Origin of the sequence: Streptomyces drozdowiczii (genome assembly GCF_026167665.1) — a bacterium.
In the GTDB taxonomy this organism is placed as follows: Bacteria; Actinomycetota; Actinomycetes; order Streptomycetales; family Streptomycetaceae; genus Streptomyces; species Streptomyces drozdowiczii_A.
Genome location: NZ_CP098740.1, coordinates 1,395,950 through 1,420,165, shown reverse-complemented (window position 1 = coordinate 1,420,165; position 24,216 = coordinate 1,395,950). Strand labels below are relative to the sequence as shown.

Below are 24,216 nucleotides of genomic sequence, written 5' to 3'. Positions count from 1 at the left end.
CGATGTATCGCGTACTCGTGACGGCAGTCACGTAACGGTGATAAATTCGGGGTCAGGCAGCAGCGACGGCTGAAGGGGATACCCCGCCATGAGCCCGTTCACCGGCTCCGCACCGCGTACGCAGCACTGGCGCCACCTGCGGGTCGGCGTAGAGGACGGCGTCGCCACCGTCACCCTCGCCCGGCCCGAGAAGCTCAACGCCCTGACCTTCGGCGCCTACGCCGACCTCCGCGACCTGCTGGCCGAGCTGGCCCGGGAGCGCTCCGTGCGGGCGCTGGTGCTGGCCGGTGAGGGGCGCGGCTTCTGCTCCGGCGGCGATGTGGACGAGATCATCGGCGCGACGCTCGCGATGGACACCGCCCAGCTCCTGGACTTCAACCGGATGACCGGCCAGGTCGTCCGCGCTGTCCGCGAGTGCCCCTTCCCCGTCGTCGCCTCGGTGCACGGGGTGGCCGCCGGGGCCGGCGCCGTCCTCGCCCTCGCCGCCGACTTCCGCGTCGCGGACCCCACCGCCCGGTTCGCCTTCCTCTTCACCCGGGTCGGGCTCTCCGGCGGCGACATGGGCGCGGCCTATCTGCTGCCCCGGGTCGTCGGCCTCGGCCACGCCACCCGGCTCCTGATGCTCGGGGAACCGGTCCGCGCCCCCGAGGCCGAGCGGATCGGCCTGATCAGCGAGCTCACCGACGAGGGCGACGCGGACACGGCCGCCACCGCGCTCGCCCGCCGCCTCGCGGACGGCCCCGCGCTCGCCCTCGCCCAGACCAAGGCGCTGCTCACCGCCGAGCTGGACATGCCGCTGGCCGCCGCCGTCGAGATGGACGCCGCGACCCAGGCCCTCCTGATGCACGGCGAGGACTACGCCGAATTCCACGCCGCGTTCACCGAGAAGCGGCCGCCCGCCTGGCGCGGCAAATGACCGCCCCGGGCACCGGCCCGCACCGGATCGCGGTCATCGGCGGCGGCCCCGGCGGGCTCTACGCGGCGGCCCTGCTCAAACGCCTCGGCCCGGACCGCGAGATCACCCTCTGGGAGCGCAACGCCCCCGACGACACCTTCGGCTTCGGCGTCGTCCTCTCCGACGAGACCCTGGGCGGCATCGAGCACGCGGACCCGGTGGTGCACCGCGCCCTCCAGCGCGAGTTCGTCCGCTGGGACGACATCGACATCGTGCACCGGGGCCACACCCAGACCTCCGGCGGCCACGGCTTCGCCGCCCTCGGCCGCCGCCGGCTCCTGGAGATCCTGCACGAGCGCTGCGCCGGGCTCGGCGTGGACCTCCGCTTCCGCAGCCAGGCCCCGCCCGCCGCCGAGCTCGCCGCCACGTACGACCTGGTCGTCGCCGCCGACGGCGTGCACAGCGCCACCCGCGACGCCCACGCGGAGAGCTTCCGGCCCCGGATCACCGGACACCGCTGCCGCTACATCTGGCTCGCCGCCGACTTCGCCCTGGACGCCTTCCGCTTCGAGATCGCGGAGACCGCGTACGGCGTGATGCAGCTGCACGCCTACCCGTTCTCGCACGATGCCTCCACCGTGATCGTGGAGATGCGCGAGGAGGTCTGGCGGGCGGCCGGCTTCGACGTGCCCGACCCGGCCGATTCGATCGACCAGTGCGCCAAGATCTTCGCGAACGCCCTCGGCCACCGCCCCCTGCGCTCCAACAACTCCGCCTGGCTCACCTTCCGTACCGTCGTCAACGACCACTGGTCGCACGGGAACACGGTCCTCATCGGGGACGCCGCGCACACCGCGCACTTCTCCATCGGCTCCGGCACCAAGCTGGCGGTGGAGGACGCCCTCGCGCTCGCCGCCTGCGTCGAGGAGCAGCCCTCGCTGCCCGCCGCGCTCGCCGCGTACGAGAGCGAGCGGCGGCCCGTCGTGGAGTCGACGCAGCGCGCGGCGGCGGCCAGCCTGCGCTGGTTCGAGGAGCTGGGCACATACGTGGACCAGCCGCCCCGGCAGTTCGCGTTCAACCTCCTCACCCGCAGCCGCCGCGTCACCCACGACAACCTCCGGCTGCGCGATCCGGCGTTCACGGCCGGGGTGGAGGAGGAGTTCGGCTGCCCGCCGGGCACCCCGCCGATGTTCACCCCGCTGCGGCTGCGCGGCCTGGAACTGCGCAACCGCGTCGTCGTCTCGCCGATGGACATGTACTCGGCCACCGACGGCGTCCCCGGCGACTTCCACCTCGTCCACCTCGGCGCCAGGGCGCTCGGCGGCGCCGGGCTCGTCATGACGGAGATGGTCTGCGTCAGCCCCGAGGGCCGCATCACCCCCGGCTGCACCGGCCTCTACACCGACGAACAGGCCGCCGCCTGGGCCCGGGTCACCGACTTCGTGCACACCGCGTCCCCCGGCACGGCGATCGGCGTCCAGCTCGGCCACTCCGGCCGCAAGGGCTCCACCAAGCTCATGTGGGAGGGCATCGACCAGCCCCTGGACCACGGCAACTGGCCGGTGACCGCCGCCTCGCCGCTGCCGTACGCGCCCGGGGTCAACCAGGTCCCGCACGCCCTGGACCGGGCCGGTCTGGACGAGGTGCGGGAGCAGTTCGCCGCCGCCGCCCGGCGCGCCGACGCCTGCGGGTTCGACCTCCTCGAACTGCACTGCGCGCACGGCTATCTGCTCTCCGGATTCCTCTCGCCGCTCACCAACCGGCGCACCGACGCCTACGGCGGACCGCTCGCCCACCGCCTCCGCTTCCCGCTGGAGGTCTTCGACGCGGTCCGCGAGCTGTGGCCCGACGACCGGCCGATGACCGTCCGGATCTCCGCCACCGACTGGGCGGAGGGCGGCACCACCGCCGAGGACGCCGTGGAGATCGCCCGCGCGTTCGTCGCGCACGGAGCCGACGCCATCGACGTCTCCACCGGCCAGGTGGTCCCCGAGGAGCGGCCCGAGTACGGGCGGTCCTACCAGACCCCGTACGCGGACCGCATCCGCAACACCCTGTGCGTGCCGGTGATCGCGGTCGGCGCGATCTCCTCCTGGGACGACGTCAACTCGCTGCTCCTCGCGGGCCGCGCCGACCTCTGCGCCCTGGCCCGCCCCCACCTCTACGACCCGCACTGGACGCTCCACGCGGCAGCCGAGCAGGGCTACACCGGCCCGGGCGCCCCCTGGCCCCTCCCGTACCGCGCGGGCAGCCGCACCCCGCCCACCGGCCGCACCGACGCCCCGAAACCCCGCCTCACTCTGGGCTGACCGGCAGGCACTCGTGGCACAGGCACGGGTCCGGGTGCGGGGCCGCGTGGTGGGTGTTCCGGCCCAGCCGCGCGACCCGCTCCAGGAACTCCGCCCACTCCACCGCCTCCTCCCTCGACCACACGGGCCGGTCCGCGCAGCGCCGGAGCACGGCGGGGGAGTACACCAACTGGGCCCGGAACGTGTGCAGATGGCGGGTGCCGGTGTCGATGGTGATCCAGTGACCGGTGTGCCGGCCGTGGCCGACCGCCGTCAGCTGCTCGTTGCCCATGCCGGGATAGGTGTCGATGACATAGACCTTCGCGCCCGCCCGGAACGCCTTGGTGCCGGAGCGGAACTCCTGGCCCAGCTCCCCGTACCGCCGCCACCGCACGACGTTCGCCGCGACCAGCCAGCGCGGCTCGGGTGCCTCAGCCATGGTCCTGCTCATGGCCCCGCATTCTGCCGCCCCGGCCCCCGCACCGGCAGCCCTATTTCCGGTGCGCGAACTCCGCTCCCGCGTCCCGCAGCCGCTCGTGCAGCGCCCGGAACACCTCGGCCGACCTGGCCCCCGGCCATGCGTCGGGCAGCAGCTCCCCGGGCAGCCCCGGGTCGGCGTAGGGCACCCGGCGCCAGGAGTCCAGCGCGGTGAGGTAGTCCCGGTAGGCCGCCTCCGGGTCCGCCGCCGCGTCGCCGCGCGCCTCCCAGGCCCTGAGCACCGGTTCGTGGCGTTCCAGGAAGTTGTGGTGGAGCCGGGCCACCGCGTCCAGGTCCCACCAGCGGGCGACGGCCTCCCGGGTCGCGGAGAAGCCCAGGTGGTCGCCCCGGAACAGATCGACGTACGGGGCGAGTTCCAGCCGTTCCAGGGTGTGCCGGGTCTCGTCGTACAGCCCCGCCGGGGCGATCCAGACACCGGGGGCGGCGGTGCCGAAGCCGAGCCGGGACAGGCGCGAGCGCAGCAGGTGGCGCTTGTGGCGCTCCGCCTCGGGCACCGAGAACACCGCCAGCACCCAGCCGTCCGCCAGCGGCGGGTCCGGATGGCGGTAGATGCGCCGGTCGCCGTCGTCCAGCAGCTGGCGGGCGTCCGCCGACAGGGCGTATCCGGCCGCCCCGTCCGCCGTGCGCTCGGCGACGAGCAGCCCGCGCCGCTTCAGCCGGGAGACGGACGAGCGTACGGCGGGCGCGTCCACGCCGACGGCCCCGAGCAGCCGGACCAGACCGGCCACCGGCATCGGCCCGTCGCCGGGGGTGCGGCCGTACGCCCCGTACAGGGTGACGATCAGTGAACGGGGGGTGTGCGGTTCGACCATGTGATCATTCTCGGCCCGGCGCGGCCCCGGCCGCACCGGGTTCCCCCGCGCGGAGCCTGAACCGTTGCAGTTTCCCGGTGGCGGTACGGGGAAGAGCCGGCAGGAACGTGATGCGGCGGGGGCATTTGTGCGGGGCCAGTTCCGCCCGCATGAAGGTGCGCAGCTGGTCCGCCGTCAGCTCCGCGCCCTCCCGCAGCACCACGTACGCCGCCACGATCCGGCCGCGCAGCTCGTCCGCCTGCCCCACCACCGCCGCCTCCGCCACGTCCGGGTGGCGCAGCAGGGCCTCCTCGACCTCGGGGCCCGCGATGTTGTACCCGGAGGAGATGATCATGTCGTCGGCGCGGGCCACGTACCGGAAGTAGCCGTCCGCGTCGCGCACATAGGTGTCGCCGGTGATGTTCCAGCCGTGCCGTACGTAGTCGCGCTGGCGTTCGTCCGCGAGATAGCGGCAGCCGACCGGGCCGCGCACGGCGAGCAGCCCCGGCTCCCCGTCCGGCACCGGCACCCCGTCGGCGTCCACCACCCGGGCCTGCCAGCCGGGGACCGGGACGCCCGTGGTGCCGGGGCGGATCGCGTCGTCGGCGGCCGAGACGAAGATGTGCAGCAGCTCGGTCGCGCCGATGCCGTTGATGATCCGCAGCCCGGTCCGCTCGCGCCAGGCGTGCCAGGTCGCCTCCGGCAGGTTCTCGCCCGCCGAGACACAGCGGCGCAGCGCCGACAGGTCGTGCCCGTCGAGCTGGTCCAGCATCACCCGGTACGCGGTCGGCGCGGTGAACAGCACCGAGACCCGGTGCTCCGCCAGCGCGGGCAGCAGCTGCTTCGGGCCCGCCTGTTCGAGCAGCAGCGCGGACGCGCCCACGCGCAGCGGGAACACCACAAGGCCGCCGAGCCCGAAGGTGAAACCGAGCGGCGGACTGCCCGCGAACACGTCGTCGGGCCCGGGCCGCAGGACGTGCCGCGAGAAGGTGTCGGCGATGGCCAGCACATCGCGGTGCAGATGCATGCAGCCCTTGGGCCGGCCGGTGGTGCCCGAGGTGAACGCGATCAGCGCCACGTCGTCCGACGCGGTGTCCACCGCCCGGTACGGGCCCGGCCGGGCGGCCGCCAGCCGCAGCAGGTCGTCCGGGGCCCCACCCCCGTACGCCGTGATCCGCAGCCCGGGCACCTCCGCCTGCGCCAGGTCCTCGACCGACCGCGCGTCGCACAGCGCGTGGCTCACCCGGGCGATCGAGCAGATCGTGGCCAGCTCGGACGCCCGCTGCTGCGCCAGTACGGTGACGGCGACCGCGCCCGCCTTCAGCACGGCCAGCCAGCAGGCGGCGAGATGCGGAGTGGTGGGGCCGCGCAGCAGGACGCGGTTGCCGGGGACGACCCCCAGGTCAGAGGTGAGGACGTGGGCGATCCGGTCCACGAGGTCCCGCAGCTCCCCGTAACTCAGCACCCCGCCGTCCGGCGTGCGGAAGGCGGGGCGGTCGGGGCCGAGGCGGTCGGCTGTGCGGTCCAGGAGTTCGGTGGCGCAGTTGAGCCGGTCCGGGTAGTGCAGCTCGGGCAGGTCGAAGAGCAGCTCCGGCCACTGCTCCACGGGGGGCAGCTGCTCCCTGGCGAAGCCGTCGATGTGCGCTGAGGTTTTCGGGTCCATGGTGTTCGGGTCCATGAAGCATCGCTCCCTTGTCGCCCTTGGAGCGTATCGTTTGGGTGACGGTAGTCAACGGTCCGCGATAAAGATGCTCAGGTGCCACCGATTTGAAAGTCTTTGATCAGATTCGACCAGAGAGGCGCCGGTATGACGGCATTCTCGCTCGATCCGGCACAGACCGCCTGGTGCGAGGAGCTGCGCACCCTGGCCCGTGACCGGCTCGCCCCGCTCGCCGCCGAGGGCGCGCCGGGGCACGTCAACCGCCCGCTGCTCGCCGCCCTCGGCGAGCTGGGCCTCCTCGACCGGCTGTTCGGCTCGGGCGCCCTGGACCTCTGCCTGCTGCGCGAATCGCTCGCCCGGGGCTGCACCGAGGCCGAGACCGCCCTCGCGCTCCAGGGCCTCGGCGCCTTCCCCGTGCTCCGGTCCGGCACCCCCGCCCAACGCGAGCGATGGCTGCCCGGGGTCCGCGCCGGCCGCCACGTCGCCGCGTTCGCGCTCAGCGAGCCCGGCGCGGGCTCCGACGCGGGGGCCCTCGCGCTCGACGCCGCCCCGGACTCCGGCGGCTGGCGGCTGACCGGCGAGAAGTGCTGGATCTCCAACGCGCCGGAGGCCGACTTCTACACGGTCTTCGCCCGCACCACGCCCGGCGCCCGGGCCCGTGGCGTCACCGCTTTCCTCGTCCCCGCCGACCGGGCCGGGCTGACCGGCACCGCCCTGGACATGCTCTCCCCGCACCCGATCGGGGCCCTCGCCTTCGACGGGGTCCGCGTCACGCCCGACGACCTGCTCGGCGGGCCGGACCGGGGCTTCGCGGTCGCCATGGACACCCTGAACCTCTTCCGCCCCAGCGTCGGCGCCTTCGCCCTCGGGATGGCCCGCGCCGCTCTCGACGCCACCGTGGAGCACACCGCGACCCGGACCGCCTTCGGCGCGCCCCTCTCCGCCCTCCAGGCCGTGTCCCACCAGGTCGCCGAGATGGCCACCCGCACCGAGGCCGCCCGGCTGCTGGTCTACGCGGCCGCCGCCGCCCATGACGCGGGGGAGCCCGGGGTGCCGCGCCGGGCCGCGATGGCGAAGCTGTACGCGACCGAGACCGCGCAGTTCGTCGTGGACACCGCCGTCCAGCTGCACGGCGCCCGCGCCCTGCGCCGCGGCCATCTGCTCGAACACCTCTACCGTGAGGTCCGCGCCCCGCGCATCTACGAGGGCGCCAGCGAGGTCCAGCGCACGATCATCGCCAAGGAGCTGTACGCGAACCGGGAGCCGACCGCATGAGCCCGATCCACCGCATCAACCCGCACGAACTCTCGCCCGCCTCCGGCTTCTCGCACGCGGTCACCGCGACCGGCGGCCGGATCGTCTTCCTGGCCGGGCAGACCGCCCTGGACCAGCACGGCGAGGTCGTCGGCGTCACCCTCCCCGAGCAGTTCGCGACCGCCCTCGGCAACCTCCTCACCGCCCTGCGCGCGGCGGGCGGCTCCCCGGCGGACCTGGCCCGGGTCACGGTGTACGCCACCGACGTCGCCGACTACCGGGCCAACGCCCCGGAACTGGGCCGGATCTGGCGCCGGATCGCGGGCCGCGACTACCCGGCCATGGCGGTCATCGGCGCGGCGCGGCTCTGGGACGAACAGGCCCTGGTCGAGATCGACGGCATCGCGGTCCTGCCCTGAACGACGCACGCCCCCGCCGGTCCCGGAGACCGGGCCCGGCGGGGGCGTCACGCGTAACGCCTCACATCAGTACGGCTGCACCAGCACATGGGCCGCGCCCGGGATGCCGATCTTCAGCAGCTCGTCCTCCTCCGGCGTCGTCTCGCCGCCCGTCTCCTGCTTCAGCACCGCGCGCGACATCGCCTGCACCCACATGGCGCGCGGACGGCGACGGGCCTCCCACACGTCCAGGGCCGCGTCGACGTCCGCCTCGGCGTCCAGCGACTCGGCGAGCACCAGCGCGTCCTCCACCGCCATCGCCGCGCCCTGCGCGATGTGCGGGGTGCTCGCGTGCGCCGCGTCACCGGCCAGGACCACCCGGCCCACGTGCCACGGCTCCTCGACCGTCACCTGGGAGATCCGCGAGTAGACGACCGCCTCCGGACCGGTGACCTCGGCCAGCGCCTCGGCGACCGGGCCCGAGAACATCGCCAGCCGCTCCTTCAGCTGCTCGTGCGCGCTCGAAGGGTCCGGCCGGAAGTCCTCGGCCTCGGCGAAGACCGAGCCCAGGTACATCAGTTCGTCGGTGATCGGGGTGAGCAGCGCCTTCGCGGCCTGGCCCGCGGTGCCCATCACGACGCCCCGCACCTGCTCCTGGCGGGGCACGGTGACGCGCCAGTTGGCGAAGCCGGTGTACTGGGGGGCGTAGCGGTCCCCGTAAAGCCGGGTGCGCAGCGGCGAGCCGATGCCGTCGAAGCCGACGACCAGGTCCCAGCGGCCGGACGAGCCGTCGGACAGGGCGACGTCCACGCCGTCGCCGTCGTCGGTGAGCTGGGTGATGGTCGCGCCGAAGCGGATCTTCGCACCGGCCGAGGTGGCCGCCGCGTTCAGCACCCGGGCGAGGGCGGGGCGGGGGATGCCGTTGTTGGAAGGGGCGTCGCCCATGCGCGGCTGCGGTATCTCGGCCAGCGTGTTGCCGGCCGGGTCCGCGATGGTCAGGACCTCCCACTCGAAGCCCGCCGCCAGGCACTCCTCCAGCACCCCGATCTCCCGCATGACGTGCAGGGCGTTCGACGGCTGGATGATGCCGACGCCGAGGGCGTCGAGCTCGTCGCGGAGCTCGGCCACCTCGACGGTGTGGCCCCGCCGGGCCAGGGCGGTGGCGAGCGTCAGCCCGCCGATGCCGCCGCCGTGGATCAGGACGCGCAGAGGTGTTGCCATGTCGGATCTCTCCAGAGCGAGGAAGAAAAGGGGGAAGGGGTCAGCCCACCGCGACGGGCAGGCTCATCAGGTGGTCCACGAGCGCCAGCAGCACGTCCCGGCCGAACGGCCGCTCGCGTACGTCGCCGACCAGCAGCGGCACATGCGGGTCCAGGTCCAGGGCGGCCCTGATCTCGTCCGCGGTACGGGTGTTGTGCCCGTAGAAGCAGTTGATCGCGACGACGAACGGGATGTCCCGGCTCTCGAAGAAGTCGATCGAGGCGAAGCTGCTCTCCAGGCGCCGGGTGTCCGCGATCACGACCCCGCCGAGGGCCCCGTTGACCAGGTCGTTCCACATGAACCAGAAGCGCTCCTGGCCCGGTGTGCCGAACAGGTAGACGACCAGGTCCTGGCTGACCGTGATCCGGCCGAAGTCCAGGGCCACGGTCGTCGTGTCCTTCTGGCCGACGCCGGCCAGGTCGTCCACGCCGATGCTGGCCGTGGTCAGAAGCTCCTCGGTGCGCAGCGGGGCGACCTCGCTGACGGCCCCCACGAGGGTGGTCTTGCCGACGCCGAAACCGCCGGCTATCAGGATCTTGACGGCGGCGGGCGCCGCCTGACTGGTGGTCATCTTGGGTCAGAGTCTCCGGAGTCCGTCGCGAACAGCCGCCAGTACGCCCATGTCGGCGCCGCCGGACGCCCGGGCCACCGACAGCGGTGCCCGGGCGATCAGGAGGCCGGTGGCGACCAGGTCGGCCAGCAGGATCTTGGTCACCGAGATCGGCAGGTCGAGGTCCGACGCGACCTCGGCGACCGCGGCGGGCCGGCGGCAGCGCTCCAGGATCAGCCGGTGCTCCGGCTGGAGCCGGCCCGGGCGGGCCGCCGCGCCGTGCTCGTCCCGCGGATCGTGCGCGGTGGTGAGCACGGTGATGAGGGTGAGGTCGTCCCGGTCGGGAGCCGTCCGGCCGCGGGTGATGGTGTACGGGCGCACCATCGTTCCCGCGGCGTCCTCGCCGTCGTCCTCGAAATCCCCCTGCCCGTAAGGCCAGTGGCCGGTCACGCCCGCGGCCTGTCCCCGGCGCCGAAGGCGTCGAAGTCGTCCCGCGCCGGGGTGCTGAGCTTCTGGCCGACCTGGAGGACGAGGTTGTGCATGGCGAGCGACATGATCTCGGCGTCCACCTCCTGCGAGGCGATGACGGCCAGGTGGGTGCCCTGGCCCGCCGAGATGATGAAGAGCCACAGGTCCGCCAGCTCCACGATCACCTGGTGGACGCCGCCGCCGTCGAAGAGCTGGCCCACACCTCGGGCCAGGCTCTGCTGACCGGTGCAGATCGCGGCCAGCCGCTCGGCGTCGGGCCGCTCGATGGTGCGCGAGTGGCTCACCACCAGCCCGTCGTCCGACAGCAGGACGGCGTTGATGGTCTCGGCCACCGAGTCGACCAGACCGTCGAGGAGCCAGTCGAGATCCTGGCGAGTGGCGGTAGTGCGTGTCATGTCCGTTCTTCTCTCGTGAGGTCGGGCTGCGTCGGCGGCTCGTCGGTGGCGCGGGCTGCGCGGGACCGGCGCTGGAAGGCTCCGATCGCCGCACCCGCGCGGTGCGGTGCGGTCCGGGGCGGCGGGTCCTCGGCCCTGGCCCGCGGCCGGGCCGCGGCGGCCGGCGCGGCCGGGTCCACCCGCAGCTCGTCGGCGAGGCTGGCCTGACGCACCCGGCGCGGCAACGGCGGCTCCCCGAGGGGTGCCCCGGGGGGCGCGGAGGGAAGGCCCGGCCCCGGTACGGGTTGCGGAAGCGGCGCGGGCTGGGCGGGCGGGCCCGGGTGTGCGGCCGGTCCGGGGTGTACGACCGGTTCCGGCTGCGGGGGCAGGGACACCGGGAAGCCGTCCGCGTCCAGCTCGCCCGTCAGATACGTGTCCGGGTAGGGCTGCCGCGGAGCGCCGTACGGCTCCGAGGGCTCCGGATACGCCTGGTGGGCGACCGGGTACTGCCCCTCGGCGGTCATGTACGGCTGCCCGGCGTCCGCGTACCCGCCGTGGTGCGCCGCCTCGTCCTGCCGGGCGGCGGCGCCCCCGAAGACGTCGTCCCGCTGCCCGTACGCGTGCCCGTCCGTACCGGCGTACGGGGCCTCGGGCCCGGGTGAGGGTGAGGGTGCGGGCGCGTCCGGCGCGTGCAGGGCGGTGACCCCGGCGAGCGCCCTGCCCCGGCCCCGGCTGGGCAGCGCGTCGGAGTCCCGGAGCGGGGCGGGGGCCTGGGCAGGCTCCTCCGGCTCCGGCGCGGGGACGGCCACCGGACCGGCGTGCGGGCCGGGAACGGTGAGCGCGTCCGGGACCAGCACGACGACGCGGGTGCCGCCGAACGCCGACGGGCGGAACTCCACCCGCAGCCCGTGCTGGTCGGCGAGGCGCGCGATCACGTACAGACCGAGGCGGATGTCGTCGGCGTGGGCCAGCACGTCCATCCGGGGCGGCCGGCTCATCAGCTCGTTGGCCGCCGCGAGCTGCTCCTCGTCCATGCCGAGCCCGCGGTCCTCGACCTCGATGGCCAGACCCCGGCTCACCTGGGCGGCCCTGACCTCGACGGGACTGGGCGGCCGGGAGAAGGTGAGGGCGTTCTCGATCAGCTCCGCCAGCACATGGGAGACCGGCCCCACGGCCCGCGCCGCGAGCCACGGGGAGCCGTCCAGGTCCAGCACCACCCGCTGGTAGTCCTGCACCTCGCCTTGGGCGGACCGTATGACGTCCAGGAGCGGTACGGGCTTGCGCCAGCGCCGGTGCGGGGAGCCGCCCGCGAGGATCACCAGGTTCTCCTCGTACCGCCGCAGGCGCGCGGTGAGGTGGTCGAGGTCGAAGAGGCCGTCCAGCAGCTCCGGGTCCTCGTGCTCGCGCTCCAGCTGGTCCAGCTTCTTCAGCTGTTGGCCGATGAGCTGCTGGGTGCGGCGGGCGATGCGCTGGAGCAGCCGCTCGAAGCCCCGGTGCTGGTCGGCCTGGTCGACGGCGGCGCGCAGGGCGCTGGTGCGGGCCAGGTCGAGCGCGTGGCCGAGCTGGGCCAGTTCGTCCGTCGTCCCGGCCTCGCCGCCGTCCCCGATCGCCCGGGCCTCGGCCTCGACATCGATGCGTTCGCCCTTGCCGAGCCTTTCGACCACGTCGGGCAGCGCCTTCTCCAGCTCCTCGGCCCGCTCCTGGAGCCGGCTGATCCGGCGGCGCAGGTTGCGGGAGATCCGCCAGGTGAACCAGATGACCGCGACGACGGCGGCGAGGCCGACGACCGTGGTCAGGACCACCTTGATCAGGAGGGAGATGACACTGTCCTTGCCCTCCGCGACCACCACGTCGGTGCGGGCCTCCATCAGCTCGACCAGCTGGGGCGTGAGCTCGTCCATCGCACCGCGCCAGTCCGCCTCCTTCGCGCCGAGGGCGACGGAGCCGGAGGCGTCCGGGTCGGCCGGGCGCAGCACCTGGGTCTCCACCCGGGTCTTGGCCTTCCAGGCGGCGGAGCCGAAGACCTCCTGCCACCTGGCCTTCTCGTCCGCCGGGAGATAGGGGACGACCTTCGTCGTGTACTGGAACGACTGGGCGGAGACGGCCTGTCGGACCTCCTGGAGCTCCGCGGTGCTCAGCCTGCCCTTCGTCCAGCCCCGGGCGAGCAGCGCGTCCGAGCGGGAGATCATCTCCTTGGCCCAGAACAGGTCCACCAACGGCTGCGAGATCGTGGTGATCCGGCCGTTGTCGACATGGCTGAGAGCGGTGAAGAGCCGCAGATCGACGGCGATCAGATCCGTGTAGTAGCGGTACACGGCCTTCTGCTGGTCGTTGTCCCCCTCGTCCACGAGGGCCCGCTGCGCCGGGAGTTGGGTGATCGCGGTACGGGCTTCGCCGACCGCGTCCCGTACCTCGCCGGGGGCGTCGTCGGTGTCGGTGTCGGACAGCGACTGGAAGCTGGTGATCGCCTTGTCGGTCAGCTTGCGCTGCTCGCGCAGGGCCTCGGTGGCGCCTGCCTTGCGGGCCAGCGCCTCGGCGCTGAGCCGCCGCTCCTCCTGGAGGTTGTAGTACACGATGTTGGACGGCTGGCCGGCCTTCTGGGCCAACTGCCCTTGAGCCGCTTGCTTCTGGAAGTCGAGCAGAGTCTGACCACTGGTGACGGCCCAGAGGGCGGCCAGGGCAACACCGGGGACGACTGCCAGTACGAGAAGGGCCGTCCGCAGCGCCATTGTGGTCGAGCTGCTCCGCCGTGACGCGCGCGTGCGCAGGGCATGCTCCTTGACGTGGTACCGACCTCACGGTCGGTCAAATCCGTTGAGAACCAGGACGGATAGATAGTAGTCACAGTGCAAAAAAGAAAAGGAAGTGGGATCACATGTTCAACATCTGGCACGCACATGATCACCATGAAACGGCGGCGCCCCTTCCGATCTGACCGGCCGCCCGGGGTGCGGCGGGTCGGACCGGTGAAGCGGCGCCGGGGATATATCTGTATTTAGTGCCCTCTGTCCGTTCGGTAGCCCCGCACACCCCGCCGCCCGCCGCCGCACCCCGCCGCCCCGCCGTATGACCGCGCTCATCGTCGCCCACTTCGTCCTCGCGGCCTTCGCGCGCCCGCTGGTGCGACGGCTGGGCGCGCGCGCCTTCCTCGTCCTCGCGCTGCCGCCCGCCGCCACCACCTGCTGGGCGTTCACCCGTTGGGAGACGGCCGCCTCCGGCTCCTCGGTGAACTGGTCCTGGGCCTGGATGCCCGACTACGGCGTCTCCGTGGACCTGCGCCTCGACGCGCTCGCCGAACTCATGGTCCTGCTCGCCTCCGGCGTCGGCACGCTCGTCCTGCTGTACTGCGCCTCCTACTTCGGCGACACGACCCCCCGGCTCGCCGGCTTCGCCGGGAACCTCCTCGCGTTCGCCGGCGCGATGCTCGCCCTCGTCCTCAGCGACGACCTGATCTCCCTCTACGTCTTCTGGGAGCTCACCACCGTCTTCTCGTACCTGCTCATCGGATACGACAGCGAGCAGCGCCACAGCAGACGCTCCGCCCTCCAGGCGCTGACCGTCACCACGCTCGGCGGCCTCGCCATGCTGGTGGGCTTCCTGATCGTCGGTCAGCAGGCCGGCACCTACCGCATCTCCGAGATCCTGGCCGACCCGCCCCCGACGACCACCGCCGTCGAGGTCGCCGTCCTGCTCATCCTGTGCGGGGCCCTGTCCAAGTCGGCGGTCTGGCCGTTCAGCCTCTGGCTGCCCAACGCCATGGCCGCACCCACCCCGTCAGCGCCTATCTGCACGCCGCCGCGATGGTGAAGGCCGGGGTCTACCTGGTCGCCCGGCTCGCCCCGGCCTTCGCCGACGTGCCCGGCTGGCGGCCCGTCGTGATCGTCTTCGGCGCCGCGACGATGCTCCTCGGCGGCTGGCGCGCCCTCCGGCTCAACGACCTGAAGATCGTCCTGGCGTACGGGACCGTCAGCCAGCTCGGCTTCCTCACCCTCCTCGCGGGCGTCGGCAACCGCGACGCCGCGCTGGCCGCCGCCGTCATGATCCTCGGCCACGCCCTCTTCAAGGCCCCGCTCTTCCTCGTCACCGGCATCGTGGACCACGCCGCCGGCACCCGTGACCTGCGCAAGCTCTCCGGCGTCGGACGCGCCCTGCCGCACGTCTGCGCCGTCGCCGTCCTCGCCGCCCTCTCCATGGCCGCCCTGCCCCCGCTGCTCGGCTTCGCCGCGAAGGAGTCGGCGTTCGAGGCGCTGCTGCACGGCGACACGGCGGACCGCTGGGCGCTCGGCATCACGGTCGCGGGCTCGGCGCTCACCGTCGCGTACACCGCCCGGTTCATCTGGGGCGGCTTCCTCCGCAAACCCGGGGTCGCCGACACCCCCGTGCACCGGGTCGGCCCGGCCTTCCTCGCCGCGCCCGCCGCGCTCGCCCTCTGCGGGCTCGTCCTCGGCCCCGGCGTCGGCTGGACCGACCGGCTGCTGAGCGCCTACGCCGACGCCTTCCCGGCCCCCGCCCACCCGTACCACCTCGCGCTCTGGCACGGCTGGGGCACCGCCCTCCTCCTCTCCGCCGTCGCCACCGTCGGCGGCGCGGTCCTCTTCGCCGCGCGCGACCGGGTCGCCCGGCTGTCCCGGCGCATCGCCTGGCCCACCGCCGACGGCGTCTTCGGCCAGCTGCTCCTGGGCCTGGAACGGCTCTCCCTCCAGGCCACCGGCTTCGTCCAGCGCGGCTCCCTCTCCGTGTACCTCGCGACGACCCTGCTGGTGATGCTCGCCGGACAGCTCTCCGTGTTCGTCGTGGACCGGCCCTGGGAAGGGGCTTCGGCGCCCCGGCTCTGGGACGTCCCGCTCCAGGGCGCGGTCGCCGCCCTGACCTGTGCGGCGGCCCTGCTCTGCCTCACCGTCAGACGCCGCATGAAGGCCGTGGTGCTGGCCGGACTCACCGGCTACGGGACCGCCCTGCTGTTCGTCGTCCAGGGCGGCCCGGACCTGGCGCTCACCCAGTTCTGCGTGGAAACCGTGTCCATGATCGTGTTCGTGCTGGTCCTGCGGCGGATGCCGGTGCACTTCCAGGAGTCGGTGAGCCCCTGGCGGCGGGCCGTGCGCATCCCGGTCGCCCTGGCCGCCGCCGCGACCCTCGGCGTGGTCGTCTGGGTCGCCGCCGCCGCGCGCACCGCGTCCCCGGCGGGTGCGGCCATGGTCGAGGAGACCGCGCACCACGGCCTCAAGGACGTCGTCGCCACCATCCTCGTCGACCTCCGCGCCTGGGACACCATGGGGGAGTCCGCCGTACTCGCCGCCGCCGCGATCGGCGTCACCAGCCTCATCTACCTGCACCGCCGCGCCGAGGGGACGGCGGCATCCACCGAGGTACGAGGCCGCACCGCCTGGTCCGTGACCGCAGAACCGCTGACCGGGGTGCCGCAGGGCGACGAGGGGGCGCCCGAGCGCGGCTGGCTCGCGGCCGGCTCCACGCTGGCACCCGAGCACCGGTCCGTCGTCTTCGAGGTGGTGACGCGGCTGCTGTTCCACCCGATCCTGGTGCTCTCGGTCTACCTGCTGTTCTGCGCCGAGAACATGCCGGGCGGCGGCTTCGTCGGCGGCCTCGTCGCGGGCCTCGCCCTGATCACCCGTTACCTCGCGGGCGGCCGCTTCGAACTCGCCGAGGCCGCGCCCCTGCAACCCGGCCTCTTCACCGGGCTCGGCCTGTTCCTCTCCACCGGGGTCGCCCTGATCGGCCTCTACGACGGAACGGTCCTGCACGCCTGGACCTACCACGGCCACTGGCCGCTCGTCGGCGACTTCGAGTTCGGCACCCCGGTCGTCTTCGACTGCGGGGTCTACCTGCTGGTCCTCGGCGTCGTCCTCGACATCGTGCGGGCCCTCGGCGCCAAGATCGACCGGCAGATCGAACGCGCCGCCGCCGAGAAGGCCGCCGCCCGCGAGGCCGGACCGGAGACCGGGGAGGCCACCCCGTGACCGTCAGCGCCTCGCTCCTCGCCACCGCCGCGGTCCTCTGCGCGGTCGGCGGCATCCTCATGCTGACCCGGCCCCTCACCCGCATCCTGCTCGGCGCGGTCATCGCGGGCAACGGCATCAACCTGTTCATCCTGTCCGCCACCGGCACGGCCGGCCGCGAACCGCTGCTGTACGGCGTCGACCTCGGCCGGGTCACCGACCCGCTGCCCCAGGCCATCGCGCTCACCGCCATCGTCATCACCCTGGCCACCACCGCGTTCCTGCTCGCCATGGCCTACCGCGGCCACCAGCTGACCGGCACCGACGAGGTCCACGACGACCTGGAGGACCGCCGCATCGTCCTGCGCGCCGAAGTGCTGGACGAGCGCGACGAGCTGCGCGCCCGCTTCCGCGAAGACGGCGACCGCAGCGCCGAGGCCCGCCGCGCCTACCGCGACGAACGCCGCCGCCTCCGGGCCCGGCTGCGCGCCGACCGCGCCCTCCAGGCCCGGGGCCGCGACGCCACCGGCGATCTGTGGCACGACGTCCTGGGCGCGGACCCGGAGGACTACGCGAAGCGCGCCGATGACCCGCGAGGCCCCGGCCCCGACGCCCAGAACCCAGGAGGCACCGGATGAACGCCCTCGTCCCGCTGCCGGTGCTGCTGCCGCTCTGCGCGACCGGCCTGAGCCTCGCCTTCGGCACGCGGCTCAAGCGGATCCAGCGCCTCGTCAGCGTCGCCGTGCTCACCGCCGTACTCGGCCTCTCGATCGCCCTGATGATCGCCGCCGACACGCACGGGCCGCTCTCCGTGCACCTCGGGGACTTCGCGCCGCCGCTCGGCATCACCCTGGTCGCCGACCGGCTCTCCGGGCTGATGCTGACCATCTCCTCCGCCGTCACCCTGTGCGTCCTCGTCTACTCCCTGGGCCAGGGCATGGCGGACCGGGACGAGGAGACGCCGGTCGCCGTCTTCCACCCCGCGTACCTGATCCTGGTCGCCGGAGTCTCGTGCACCTTCCTCGCCGGGGACCTGGTCAACCTCTACGTCGGCTTCGAGATCATGCTCGTCGCCAGCTTCGTCCTGCTGACCCTCGGCGGCACCGGTCCGCGCATCCGGGCGGGCTCCACGTACGTGATCATCTCGCTGTTCTCCTCGATGCTCTTCCTGACCGCCATCGCCATGACGTACGCGGCGACCGGAACCGCCAACTTCGCCCAGCTCGCCGAACGTCTCGGCGGACTCCCCCTGGGCGTCCAGACCCTGATTCAGGCCATGCTGCTGACGGTCTTCGCGATCAAGGCCGCCGTCTTCCCGCTCGCCGCCTGGCTGCCCGACTCCTACCCGACCGCGCCCGCCCCCGTCACCGCCGTCTTCGCCGGACTGCTGACCAAGGTCGGCGTCTACTGCATGCTGCGCACCGAGACCCTGCTCTTCCCCGGCAACCGGCTCGGCGACCTGCTGATGGCGGCAGCCCTCGCCTCGATGATCGTCGGCATCCTGGGGCCGTCGCGCAGACCGACCTCAAGCGGCTGCTCTCCTTCACCCTGATCAGCCACATCGGCTACATGGTCTTCGGCATCGGCCTCGCCACCCGGGGCGCGTACGGCGGCGCGATCGTCTACGTCGTCCACCACATCACCGTCCAGACCACGCTGTTCCTGGTCGCCGGGCTCATCGAACGCCGGACCGGCACCACCGAACTGACCAGGATCGGCGGCATCGCCCGGGCCGCACCCGCCCTCGCCGTCCTCTTCTTCGTGCCCGCGATGAACCTCGCCGGCATCCCGCCGCTCTCCGGCTTCATCGGCAAGCTCGGACTGATGCGCGCCGGTGTCGCCGACGGCGGGGTGTGGGCCTGGATCCTCGTCGTCGGGGCGACCGTGACGAGCCTGCTCACGCTGTACGTGATGGCCAAGGTCTGGAACCTCGCCTTCTGGCGCGCGGCACCCCCGGGCCAGGCCGCCACCGGCACGGTCCTGGAGTCCGACGACGACAGCGACGACGACGATGCCGACGAGGGCCCCGACCGGATGGCCGGCACCGGGGACGAGGGCGTCCGCGTCCGCCACCAGCCCGCCGGGCTCGCCGTCGCCGCGACCCTCCACGGCCACGCCGTCACCACCACCAGCCTGCTGCCCCGCCCGATGACCTGGGCGACGGCCGCCGCGGTCGGCCTCGGCCTCGCCTTCACCGTGTTCGCCGGGCCGCTCACCTCGTACACCGACCGGGCGGCGGCCGAACTCCTCGCCCGCACGCCGTACACGCGGGAGGTGCTGGGCCCGTGAAACGCCTCGTCTCCTTCTCCTTCCGGAACAAGGACCTGCCGCCGTTCAGCGCCGCGTTCGGCGCCCGGCACCGGCGGGTGCTCGACCTCCCGCTGATCGCCTGGCTCACCGTCATCTGGGTGCTGCTCTGGTCGAGCCTCAACTGGGCGAACCTGCTGACCGGGGCCGTCGTCGCGGTCGTCGTCTGCCTGGCCTTCCCGCTGCCCAAGGTCGACCTGGGGCTCCGGCTGCACCCCTGGGGCATCCTGCGCCTCGCCGGCTATCTGCTGTACGACATGTACACCTCCGGCGTGAAGGTCACCCGGCAGATCCACGGCCGGCAGCCGCGCCGGGCGGCCGTCATCGCCGTACCGCTGCGCTGCCGCTCCGACCTGATGCTCACCGCGACCGCCGTCACCGTGTCGAACGTGCCCGACGGCTCCGTGGTCGAGGTCCGCCGCGCCACCGCCACCGTCTTCCTGCACGTCCTGGACGCGGGCGACCCGGCCGAACTGGAAGCCGCCCGGCGCTCCGTGTGGCGCCTGGAGGAGCTGACCGTACGCGCCTTCGGCACCCGCGACGAGATCGAGCGGGTCGCCGCCCCGCCCCCGGACACCCCGCACACCGGCGCCCGGCCGGGAGACCAGGAGGAGCGGCCATGAGCGCCCCCCAGACCGTGGACCGGGTGCTGCTCGTGGCGGCCGTCGTCCTCATCCTCGTCGCCGGCGCGCTGCTGCTCGCGCGCATCTGGCGCGGCCCCTCGATGCTCGACCGGGCCATCGCGCTCGACGTCTGCGCCGCGCTCATCATCGCCGGGCTCGGCGCCAAGTCGGCGTTCGCGCGGGACCCGTTCTACTTCCCGATCATGCTGGTCCTGGCCTTCCTCGGCTTCACCGGATCGGTCGGCATCGCGCGCTTCATCGCCGTACGCGACCGGCCGCCGGGCCGTCCGCACCGGGAGCGGGCCGGGCACGGCGGGGAGGAGGGGCCATGAGCGTCTGGCTCCAGATCCTGGACACGGCCGGCGCGGCGCTGGTGCTGCTCGGCGCCGCGATCTGCCTGCTCGGCGTCATCGGCATGCTGCGGCTGCCGGACGTCCTCTCCCGCAGCCACGCCGCGACCAAACCGCAGGCGCTCGGCATGCTCATCGTGCTCGCCGGGGTGGCCCTGCGGCTGCGCAGCGGCATGGACCTGGCGACGCTGGCGCTGATCGGCTTCTTCCAGCTGATGACGGGCCCGGTCGCCGCGCACCTCGTCGCCCGCTCGGCGTACCGGACGGGCCAGGTCGACCACGCGGAACTGCTCTTCGACGACCTGGACGAACAGCTCACCGAGGAGACCTGAGCGGCCGCTCTTCTCACACCGGCGGACCGTCCGGTGTGCGACGAGCGTTACCGCCCATGATCGGCCGGTGCCACACCGGCGTAACGGCGCTTTCCTACCGTCGGGGCACGATCCGATTCACGGAAGGTCTCCCCGGTGCCCCCACAGAGCTCGTCGGCCGACGCCACTCAGGTCCGTACGGTCTGCTCGTACTGCGGGGTGGGCTGCGGCATGGTCCTCGACATCGCGGCCGGGCCCGACGGACGGCGTACGGTCCTGAAGGCGGCGGGGGACAAGCGGCACCCCGCCAACGCCGGGCGGCTCTGCACCAAGGGCGCGACCACCGCCGACATGCTCGCCGCGCCCGGCCGGCTGACCACCGCCCTGATGCGGCCGGAGCGCGGCGCGGAGCCCGTACCGGTGGGTGTGGACGAGGCGGTCGCGGCCACCGCGCGGCGGCTGCGGGCGGTCATCGACACGCACGGACCGGACGCCGTCGCGTTCTACGTCTCCGGGCAGCTGGGCCTGGAGGCGCAGTACCTCGCGAACAAGCTGGCCAAGGGGTTCGTCCGCACCAACCGCGTCGAGTCCAACTCGCGGCTGTGCATGGCGAGCGCGGGCAGCGGCTACAAGCTGTCGCTCGGCGCCGACGGGCCGCCCGGCTCCTACGACGACCTGGACCGCGCGGACGTCTTCCTCGTCATCGGCTCCAACATGGCCGACTGCCACCCGATCCTCTTCCTGCGCCTCCTGGACCGCGTCAAGGCGGGCGCCAAGCTGATCGTCGTGGACCCCCGGCGCACCGCCACCGCCGACAAGGCCGACCTCTTCCTGCGCGTCAGCCCCGGCACCGACCTGGCCCTCCTCAACGGCCTCCTGCACCTCCTCCACGCCGACGGGCACACCGACCCCGCGTTCATCGCCGCGCACACCGAGGGCTGGGAGGAGATGCCGGAATTCCTCGCGGACTACGCGCCCGAGGCCGTCGCCGCGATCACCGGCATACCGGAGGACGACCTCCGGCAGGCCGCCCGGTGGATCGGCGAGGCGGGGGAGTGGACGAGCTGCTGGACCATGGGGCTCAACCAGTCCACGCACGGCACCTGGAACACCAACGCGCTGATCAACCTCCACCTGGCGACCGGCGCGATCTGCCGCCCCGGCAGCGGCCCCCTCTCGCTCACCGGCCAGCCCAACGCCATGGGCGGGCGCGAGATGGGCTACATGGGCCCTGGGCTCCCCGGGCAGCGGTCACTCCTGGACGACGAGGACCGCGCCTTCACCGAGGAGCTGTGGGGCCTGGCCCCCGGCACCCTCCGCAAGGACGAGTGCGGCCGGGGCACGGTCGAGATGTTCGAGCGGATGGCGGCCGGTGACATCAAGGCGTGCTGGATCATCTGCACCAACCCCGTCGCCTCCGTCGCCAACCGCCGCACCGTCATCGAGGCCCTGGAGGCCGCCGAACTCGTCATCACCCAGGACGTGTTCGCCGACACCGAGACCAACGCCTACGCCGACGTCGTCCTGCCCGGCGCCCTGTGGAGCGAGGCGGAGGGCGTCCTCGTCAACAGCGAACGCAACCTCACCCTCGCCCGCCCCGCCGTCGAGCCGCCCGGCGAAGCCCTCGCGGACTGGCGGCTCATCGCCCGTATCGCCTGCGCCATGGGGTACGAGGACGCCTTCACGTACGACAGCGCCGAGGAGGTCTTCGAGGAGATCAAGCGCGCCGCGAACCCCCGCACCGGCTACGACCTGCGGGGCGTGACGTACGAACGGCTGCGCACCGCCCCCGTCCAGTGGCCCGCGCCCACCGCCGACGGCCCCGACCGCAACCCCATTCGCTATCTCGCCCCGGACGGCGGCGGACCGGTCTTCCCGACCCCGACCGGACGCGCCCGCTTCTTCGGCCGCCCCCACCTCCCGGCGGCGGAGATGCCGGACGACGACTACCCCTTCCTGCTCAACACCGGCCGGGTCCAGCACCAGTGGCACACCCTCACCAAGACCGGCAAGGTCGCCAAGCTCAACCGCCTCAACCCCGGGCCGTTCGTGGAGGTGCACCCCGAGGACGCGGCCCGCCTCGGGCTCGCGGAGGGCGACTCGGTGGAGGTCGAGTCCCGGCGCGGGCGGGCCGTGCTGCCGGCCGTGGTCACCGACCGGGTGGCCCCGGGCTGCTGCTTCGCGCCCTTCCACTGGAACGACCTCTTCGGCGAATACCTCAGCGTCAACGCGGTGACCGCCGACGCGGTGGACCCGGTCTCCTACCAGCCGGAGTTCAAGGTGTGCGCGGTGACGCTGACGAAGGTGGCGGCGGCGCCCGTGCCGCTTCCCGTACCGGCCGTCCCCGAAACCGCCGCCGTCTTCGGCCTGGAGACCACCCCGCCCCCGGTCCTCGCCGAGCACGAGCGCCAGTACCTCGTCGGCTTCCTCGCCGGGCTGCCCCTCGGCGCCCCCGGCGTCCCCGTCCTCCCGCCCGGCGCCCCCTTCGGCGCCGAGCACGCCCGCTGGGTCAACGGCGTCCTGGCCGGCATGTACTCGCGCACCGGGCCGCCCGCCGACGCCCCCGCGCCCGTCCCCGCGCCCGCCGAGCCCCCCGGCCGCGAGGTCGTCGTGCTGTGGGCCTCGCAGACCGGCAACGCCGAGGAGTTCGCCGTCGCCACCGCCGACCGGCTCACCGCCACGGGCCTGCGCACCCGGCTCCTCGGCATGGACGAGGCGGACCCGCGCGCCCTGCCACCGGCCGCCGACCTCCTCCTGATCACCAGCACCTTCGGGGACGGCGACGCGCCCGACAACGGCTCCGGGTTCTGGGAGGCCCTGACCGCCGCCGACCTCCCGCCCCTGGACGGCCGGCGGTACGCGGTCCTGGCCTTCGGGGACTCCTCGTACGACGACTTCTGCGGACACGGGCGCAGGCTCGACCGGCGCCTGGACGAGCTGGGGGCCGTCCGCCTCGCCCCGCGTACCGACTGCGAGCCCGACTACGAACCGTCCGCGCTGAGCTGGCTCGACCAGGTCCTCGCCGGGCTCACCGCCCCGCCCACCGCACCGGCCCCCGCGCCCCCGCCCGCCCCCGCCCCGGTCCGCACCCCCAAGCCCGCCCCCGTCACCGCCCGGCTGGCCGGCAACCGGCTGCTCGGGCTGCCCGGCTCCGGCAAGGAGGTCCGCCGCTTCACCTTCGACACCAGCGGGACCGGGGCCGCCCTGGAGTACGCGGCCGGGGACGCGCTCGGCGTCCACGCCGCCAACCACCTAGACCTGGTGGCCGAATGGCTCTCCGTCACCGGCCTCGACGCCGACGCGGAGATCGAGGTCTCCGGCCTCGGCGGCCTCCGGCTCCGCGACGCGCTCCACACCCGGCTGGACATCACCCGCCTCACCCCCGCCCTCCTCGGCTTCGTCACCGAACGCACCGGCGACCGGGAGCTGAAGAAGATGCTGCGGCCCGACAACAAGGGCGAGCTGGCCCGCTGGTCCTGGGGCCGCCAGGCCGTCGACGTCCTCTCTGAGTACCCGGTCAAGGCCACCCCCGAGGAGTGGGCCGGCCTCCTCAAACCCCTGCAACCCCGCCTGTACTCCATATCGTCCAGCCCGCTCACCGACCCCGACCGCCTCTCCCTGACGGTCTCCGTCGTCCGCTACGAAAACCTCCACGGCCGCCCGCGCGCCGGGGTCTGCTCGCCGTTCCTCGCGGACGCCGAACCCGACACCCGCGTCCCGGTCTTCGTCCGCCGCGCCCCGCACTTCCGGCCACCGGCCCGCCCTGACGCACCGATGGTCATGGTCGGCCCCGGGACCGGCGTCGCCCCCTTCATCGGCTTCCTGGAGGAGCGCCGGGCCCGCCGCGACCCGGGCCCCAACTGGCTGTTCTTCGGGGAGCAGCACCGGGCCACCGACTTCTTCTACGAGGAGGAGCTGACGTCCTTCCTCGCCGATGGCACCCTCACCCGCCTGGACACCGCCTTCTCCCGCGACCAGCGCGCCAAGGTCTACGTACAGGACCGGATGCGCGAGCACGGCGCCAAGCTGTGGTCCTGGCTGCGCGAGGGCGCCCACTTCTACGTGTGCGGCGACGCGGCCCGGATGGCGAAGGACGTCGACCGGGCGCTGCGCGACATCGCCGTCGCCCACGGCGGGCTCGACCCGGAGGCCGCCGCGCTGTACGTGAAGCAGCTCGCCGCCGACAAGCGGTATGTGCGGGACGTCTACTGAGG

At 73.5% G+C, this 24,216-nt stretch carries 17 protein-coding genes and 2 pseudogenes; 11 read left to right on the top strand and 8 right to left on the bottom strand.

All coding sequences use genetic code 11. The annotated features are described in order from the left end of the window. The first annotated feature begins 88 nt into the window (after window positions 1-88). Entirely contained in the window at window positions 89-916 is an 828-nt protein-coding gene (locus NEH16_RS06315; RefSeq protein WP_073966234.1) for an enoyl-CoA hydratase family protein, read from the top strand. Continuing rightward, complete coding sequence (locus NEH16_RS06310) at window positions 913-3,204, top strand: bifunctional salicylyl-CoA 5-hydroxylase/oxidoreductase (RefSeq protein WP_265539968.1); 2,292 nt, start codon at window positions 913-915, stop codon at window positions 3,202-3,204. The genes NEH16_RS06315 and NEH16_RS06310 overlap by 4 nt, the downstream gene beginning before the upstream one ends. Here NEH16_RS06310 and NEH16_RS06305 read toward each other — a convergent pair. The 3 genes from NEH16_RS06305 to NEH16_RS06295 are packed head-to-tail and all read right to left on the bottom strand — an operon-like array spanning window position 3,191 to window position 6,150. Further along, entirely contained in the window at window positions 3,191-3,622 is a 432-nt protein-coding gene (locus NEH16_RS06305) for a hypothetical protein (RefSeq protein WP_265539966.1), read from the bottom strand. The genes NEH16_RS06310 and NEH16_RS06305 overlap by 14 nt on opposite strands. Before the next feature lie 52 nt (window positions 3,623-3,674). Beyond that, window positions 3,675-4,493 carry a PaaX family transcriptional regulator gene (locus NEH16_RS06300; RefSeq protein WP_265539964.1) on the bottom strand — a complete coding sequence of 273 codons (819 nt, stop codon included), beginning with the start codon at window positions 4,491-4,493 and terminating at the stop codon, window positions 3,675-3,677. Window positions 4,494-4,497: 4 nt separating this feature from the next. Continuing rightward, on the bottom strand, window positions 4,498-6,150 hold the full coding sequence (locus NEH16_RS06295) for an AMP-binding protein (RefSeq protein ID WP_265539962.1): 1,653 nt from the start codon (window positions 6,148-6,150) through the stop codon (window positions 4,498-4,500). 129 nt (window positions 6,151-6,279) lie between these two features. Here NEH16_RS06295 and NEH16_RS06290 point away from each other — a divergent pair, with 129 nt between their 5' ends. Both NEH16_RS06290 and NEH16_RS06285 read left to right on the top strand, forming a co-directional pair. Then, entirely contained in the window at window positions 6,280-7,407 is a 1,128-nt protein-coding gene (locus tag NEH16_RS06290; RefSeq protein WP_265539960.1) for an acyl-CoA dehydrogenase family protein, read from the top strand. Beyond that, a complete protein-coding gene (locus NEH16_RS06285) occupies window positions 7,404-7,805 on the top strand; it encodes a RidA family protein (RefSeq protein WP_265539958.1) in 402 nt (133 codons plus the stop codon). The genes NEH16_RS06290 and NEH16_RS06285 overlap by 4 nt, the downstream gene beginning before the upstream one ends. 66 nt (window positions 7,806-7,871) lie before the next feature. Here NEH16_RS06285 and NEH16_RS06280 read toward each other — a convergent pair whose 3' ends face one another. From NEH16_RS06280 to NEH16_RS06260, 5 genes are read right to left on the bottom strand one after another with little or no spacing between them, the layout of a single operon-like run. Beyond that, a complete protein-coding gene (locus NEH16_RS06280; RefSeq protein ID WP_265539956.1) occupies window positions 7,872-9,005 on the bottom strand; it encodes an FAD-dependent monooxygenase in 1,134 nt (377 codons plus the stop codon). A 40-nt stretch (window positions 9,006-9,045) separates the two neighbouring features. Further along, window positions 9,046-9,615, bottom strand: coding sequence for a GTP-binding protein (locus NEH16_RS06275; RefSeq protein ID WP_073966228.1), 570 nt, complete (start codon window positions 9,613-9,615; stop codon window positions 9,046-9,048). 6 nt (window positions 9,616-9,621) lie between these two features. After that, complete coding sequence (locus NEH16_RS06270) at window positions 9,622-10,044, bottom strand: DUF742 domain-containing protein (protein WP_079192913.1); 423 nt, start codon at window positions 10,042-10,044, stop codon at window positions 9,622-9,624. Further along, the gene (locus NEH16_RS06265; RefSeq protein WP_073966227.1) at window positions 10,041-10,478 is read right to left on the bottom strand and encodes a roadblock/LC7 domain-containing protein; all 438 of its coding nucleotides are present in this window, start codon (window positions 10,476-10,478) and stop codon (window positions 10,041-10,043) included. Before NEH16_RS06265 ends, NEH16_RS06270 begins: the two co-directional genes overlap by 4 nt. Then, window positions 10,475-13,186, bottom strand: coding sequence for a sensor histidine kinase (locus NEH16_RS06260; protein ID WP_265539954.1), 2,712 nt, complete (start codon window positions 13,184-13,186; stop codon window positions 10,475-10,477). Before NEH16_RS06260 ends, NEH16_RS06265 begins: the two co-directional genes overlap by 4 nt. A gap of 337 nt (window positions 13,187-13,523) precedes the next feature. On the opposite strand from NEH16_RS06260, the pseudogene NEH16_RS06255 reads away from it, so the two are divergent. From NEH16_RS06255 to NEH16_RS06225, 7 genes and pseudogenes are all read left to right on the top strand, one after another. After that, window positions 13,524-16,432: pseudogene (locus NEH16_RS06255) on the top strand (Na+/H+ antiporter subunit A). Then, complete coding sequence (locus NEH16_RS06250; protein WP_265539952.1) at window positions 16,429-17,049, top strand: Na(+)/H(+) antiporter subunit C; 621 nt, start codon at window positions 16,429-16,431, stop codon at window positions 17,047-17,049. Before NEH16_RS06255 ends, NEH16_RS06250 begins: the two are co-directional and overlap by 4 nt. After that, window positions 17,046-18,700, top strand: a pseudogene (locus NEH16_RS06245) (Na+/H+ antiporter subunit D). The gene NEH16_RS06250 and the pseudogene NEH16_RS06245 overlap by 4 nt, the downstream one beginning before the upstream one ends. After that, entirely contained in the window at window positions 18,697-19,341 is a 645-nt protein-coding gene (locus tag NEH16_RS06240) for a Na+/H+ antiporter subunit E (RefSeq protein WP_265539950.1), read from the top strand. The pseudogene NEH16_RS06245 and the gene NEH16_RS06240 overlap by 4 nt, the downstream one beginning before the upstream one ends. Further along, complete coding sequence (locus NEH16_RS06235; protein WP_265539948.1) at window positions 19,338-19,673, top strand: monovalent cation/H+ antiporter complex subunit F; 336 nt, start codon at window positions 19,338-19,340, stop codon at window positions 19,671-19,673. Before NEH16_RS06240 ends, NEH16_RS06235 begins: the two co-directional genes overlap by 4 nt. Next, a complete protein-coding gene (gene mnhG, locus NEH16_RS06230; protein WP_073966220.1) occupies window positions 19,670-20,023 on the top strand; it encodes a monovalent cation/H(+) antiporter subunit G in 354 nt (117 codons plus the stop codon). The genes NEH16_RS06235 and mnhG overlap by 4 nt, the downstream gene beginning before the upstream one ends. 135 nt (window positions 20,024-20,158) lie before the next feature. Beyond that, window positions 20,159-24,214 (top strand): bifunctional nitrate reductase/sulfite reductase flavoprotein subunit alpha, encoded by a 4,056-nt coding sequence (locus NEH16_RS06225; RefSeq protein ID WP_265539946.1) that lies wholly within the window; start codon window positions 20,159-20,161, stop codon window positions 24,212-24,214. Window positions 24,215-24,216: the final 2 nt, after the last annotated feature.

What these genes read in the sequence shown, in the direction of transcription:
- NEH16_RS06280 (WP_265539956.1), bottom strand. Translation starts at nt 9,005, where the DNA reads ATGGCAACACCTCTGCGCGTCCTGATCCACGGCGGCGGCATCGGCGGG.
- NEH16_RS06260 (WP_265539954.1), bottom strand. Translation starts at nt 13,186, where the DNA reads ATGGCGCTGCGGACGGCCCTTCTCGTACTGGCAGTCGTCCCCGGTGTT.
- NEH16_RS06295 (WP_265539962.1), bottom strand. Translation starts at nt 6,150, where the DNA reads ATGGACCCGAACACCATGGACCCGAAAACCTCAGCGCACATCGACGGC.
- NEH16_RS06275 (WP_073966228.1), bottom strand. Translation starts at nt 9,615, where the DNA reads ATGACCACCAGTCAGGCGGCGCCCGCCGCCGTCAAGATCCTGATAGCC.
- NEH16_RS06290 (WP_265539960.1), top strand. Translation starts at nt 6,280, where the DNA reads ATGACGGCATTCTCGCTCGATCCGGCACAGACCGCCTGGTGCGAGGAG.
- NEH16_RS06265 (WP_073966227.1), bottom strand. Translation starts at nt 10,478, where the DNA reads ATGACACGCACTACCGCCACTCGCCAGGATCTCGACTGGCTCCTCGAC.
- NEH16_RS06300 (WP_265539964.1), bottom strand. Translation starts at nt 4,493, where the DNA reads ATGGTCGAACCGCACACCCCCCGTTCACTGATCGTCACCCTGTACGGG.
- NEH16_RS06235 (WP_265539948.1), top strand. Translation starts at nt 19,338, where the DNA reads ATGAGCGCCCCCCAGACCGTGGACCGGGTGCTGCTCGTGGCGGCCGTC.
- NEH16_RS06310 (WP_265539968.1), top strand. Translation starts at nt 913, where the DNA reads ATGACCGCCCCGGGCACCGGCCCGCACCGGATCGCGGTCATCGGCGGC.
- NEH16_RS06305 (WP_265539966.1), bottom strand. Translation starts at nt 3,622, where the DNA reads ATGGCTGAGGCACCCGAGCCGCGCTGGCTGGTCGCGGCGAACGTCGTG.
- mnhG (WP_073966220.1), top strand. Translation starts at nt 19,670, where the DNA reads ATGAGCGTCTGGCTCCAGATCCTGGACACGGCCGGCGCGGCGCTGGTG.
- NEH16_RS06315 (WP_073966234.1), top strand. Translation starts at nt 89, where the DNA reads ATGAGCCCGTTCACCGGCTCCGCACCGCGTACGCAGCACTGGCGCCAC.
- NEH16_RS06285 (WP_265539958.1), top strand. Translation starts at nt 7,404, where the DNA reads ATGAGCCCGATCCACCGCATCAACCCGCACGAACTCTCGCCCGCCTCC.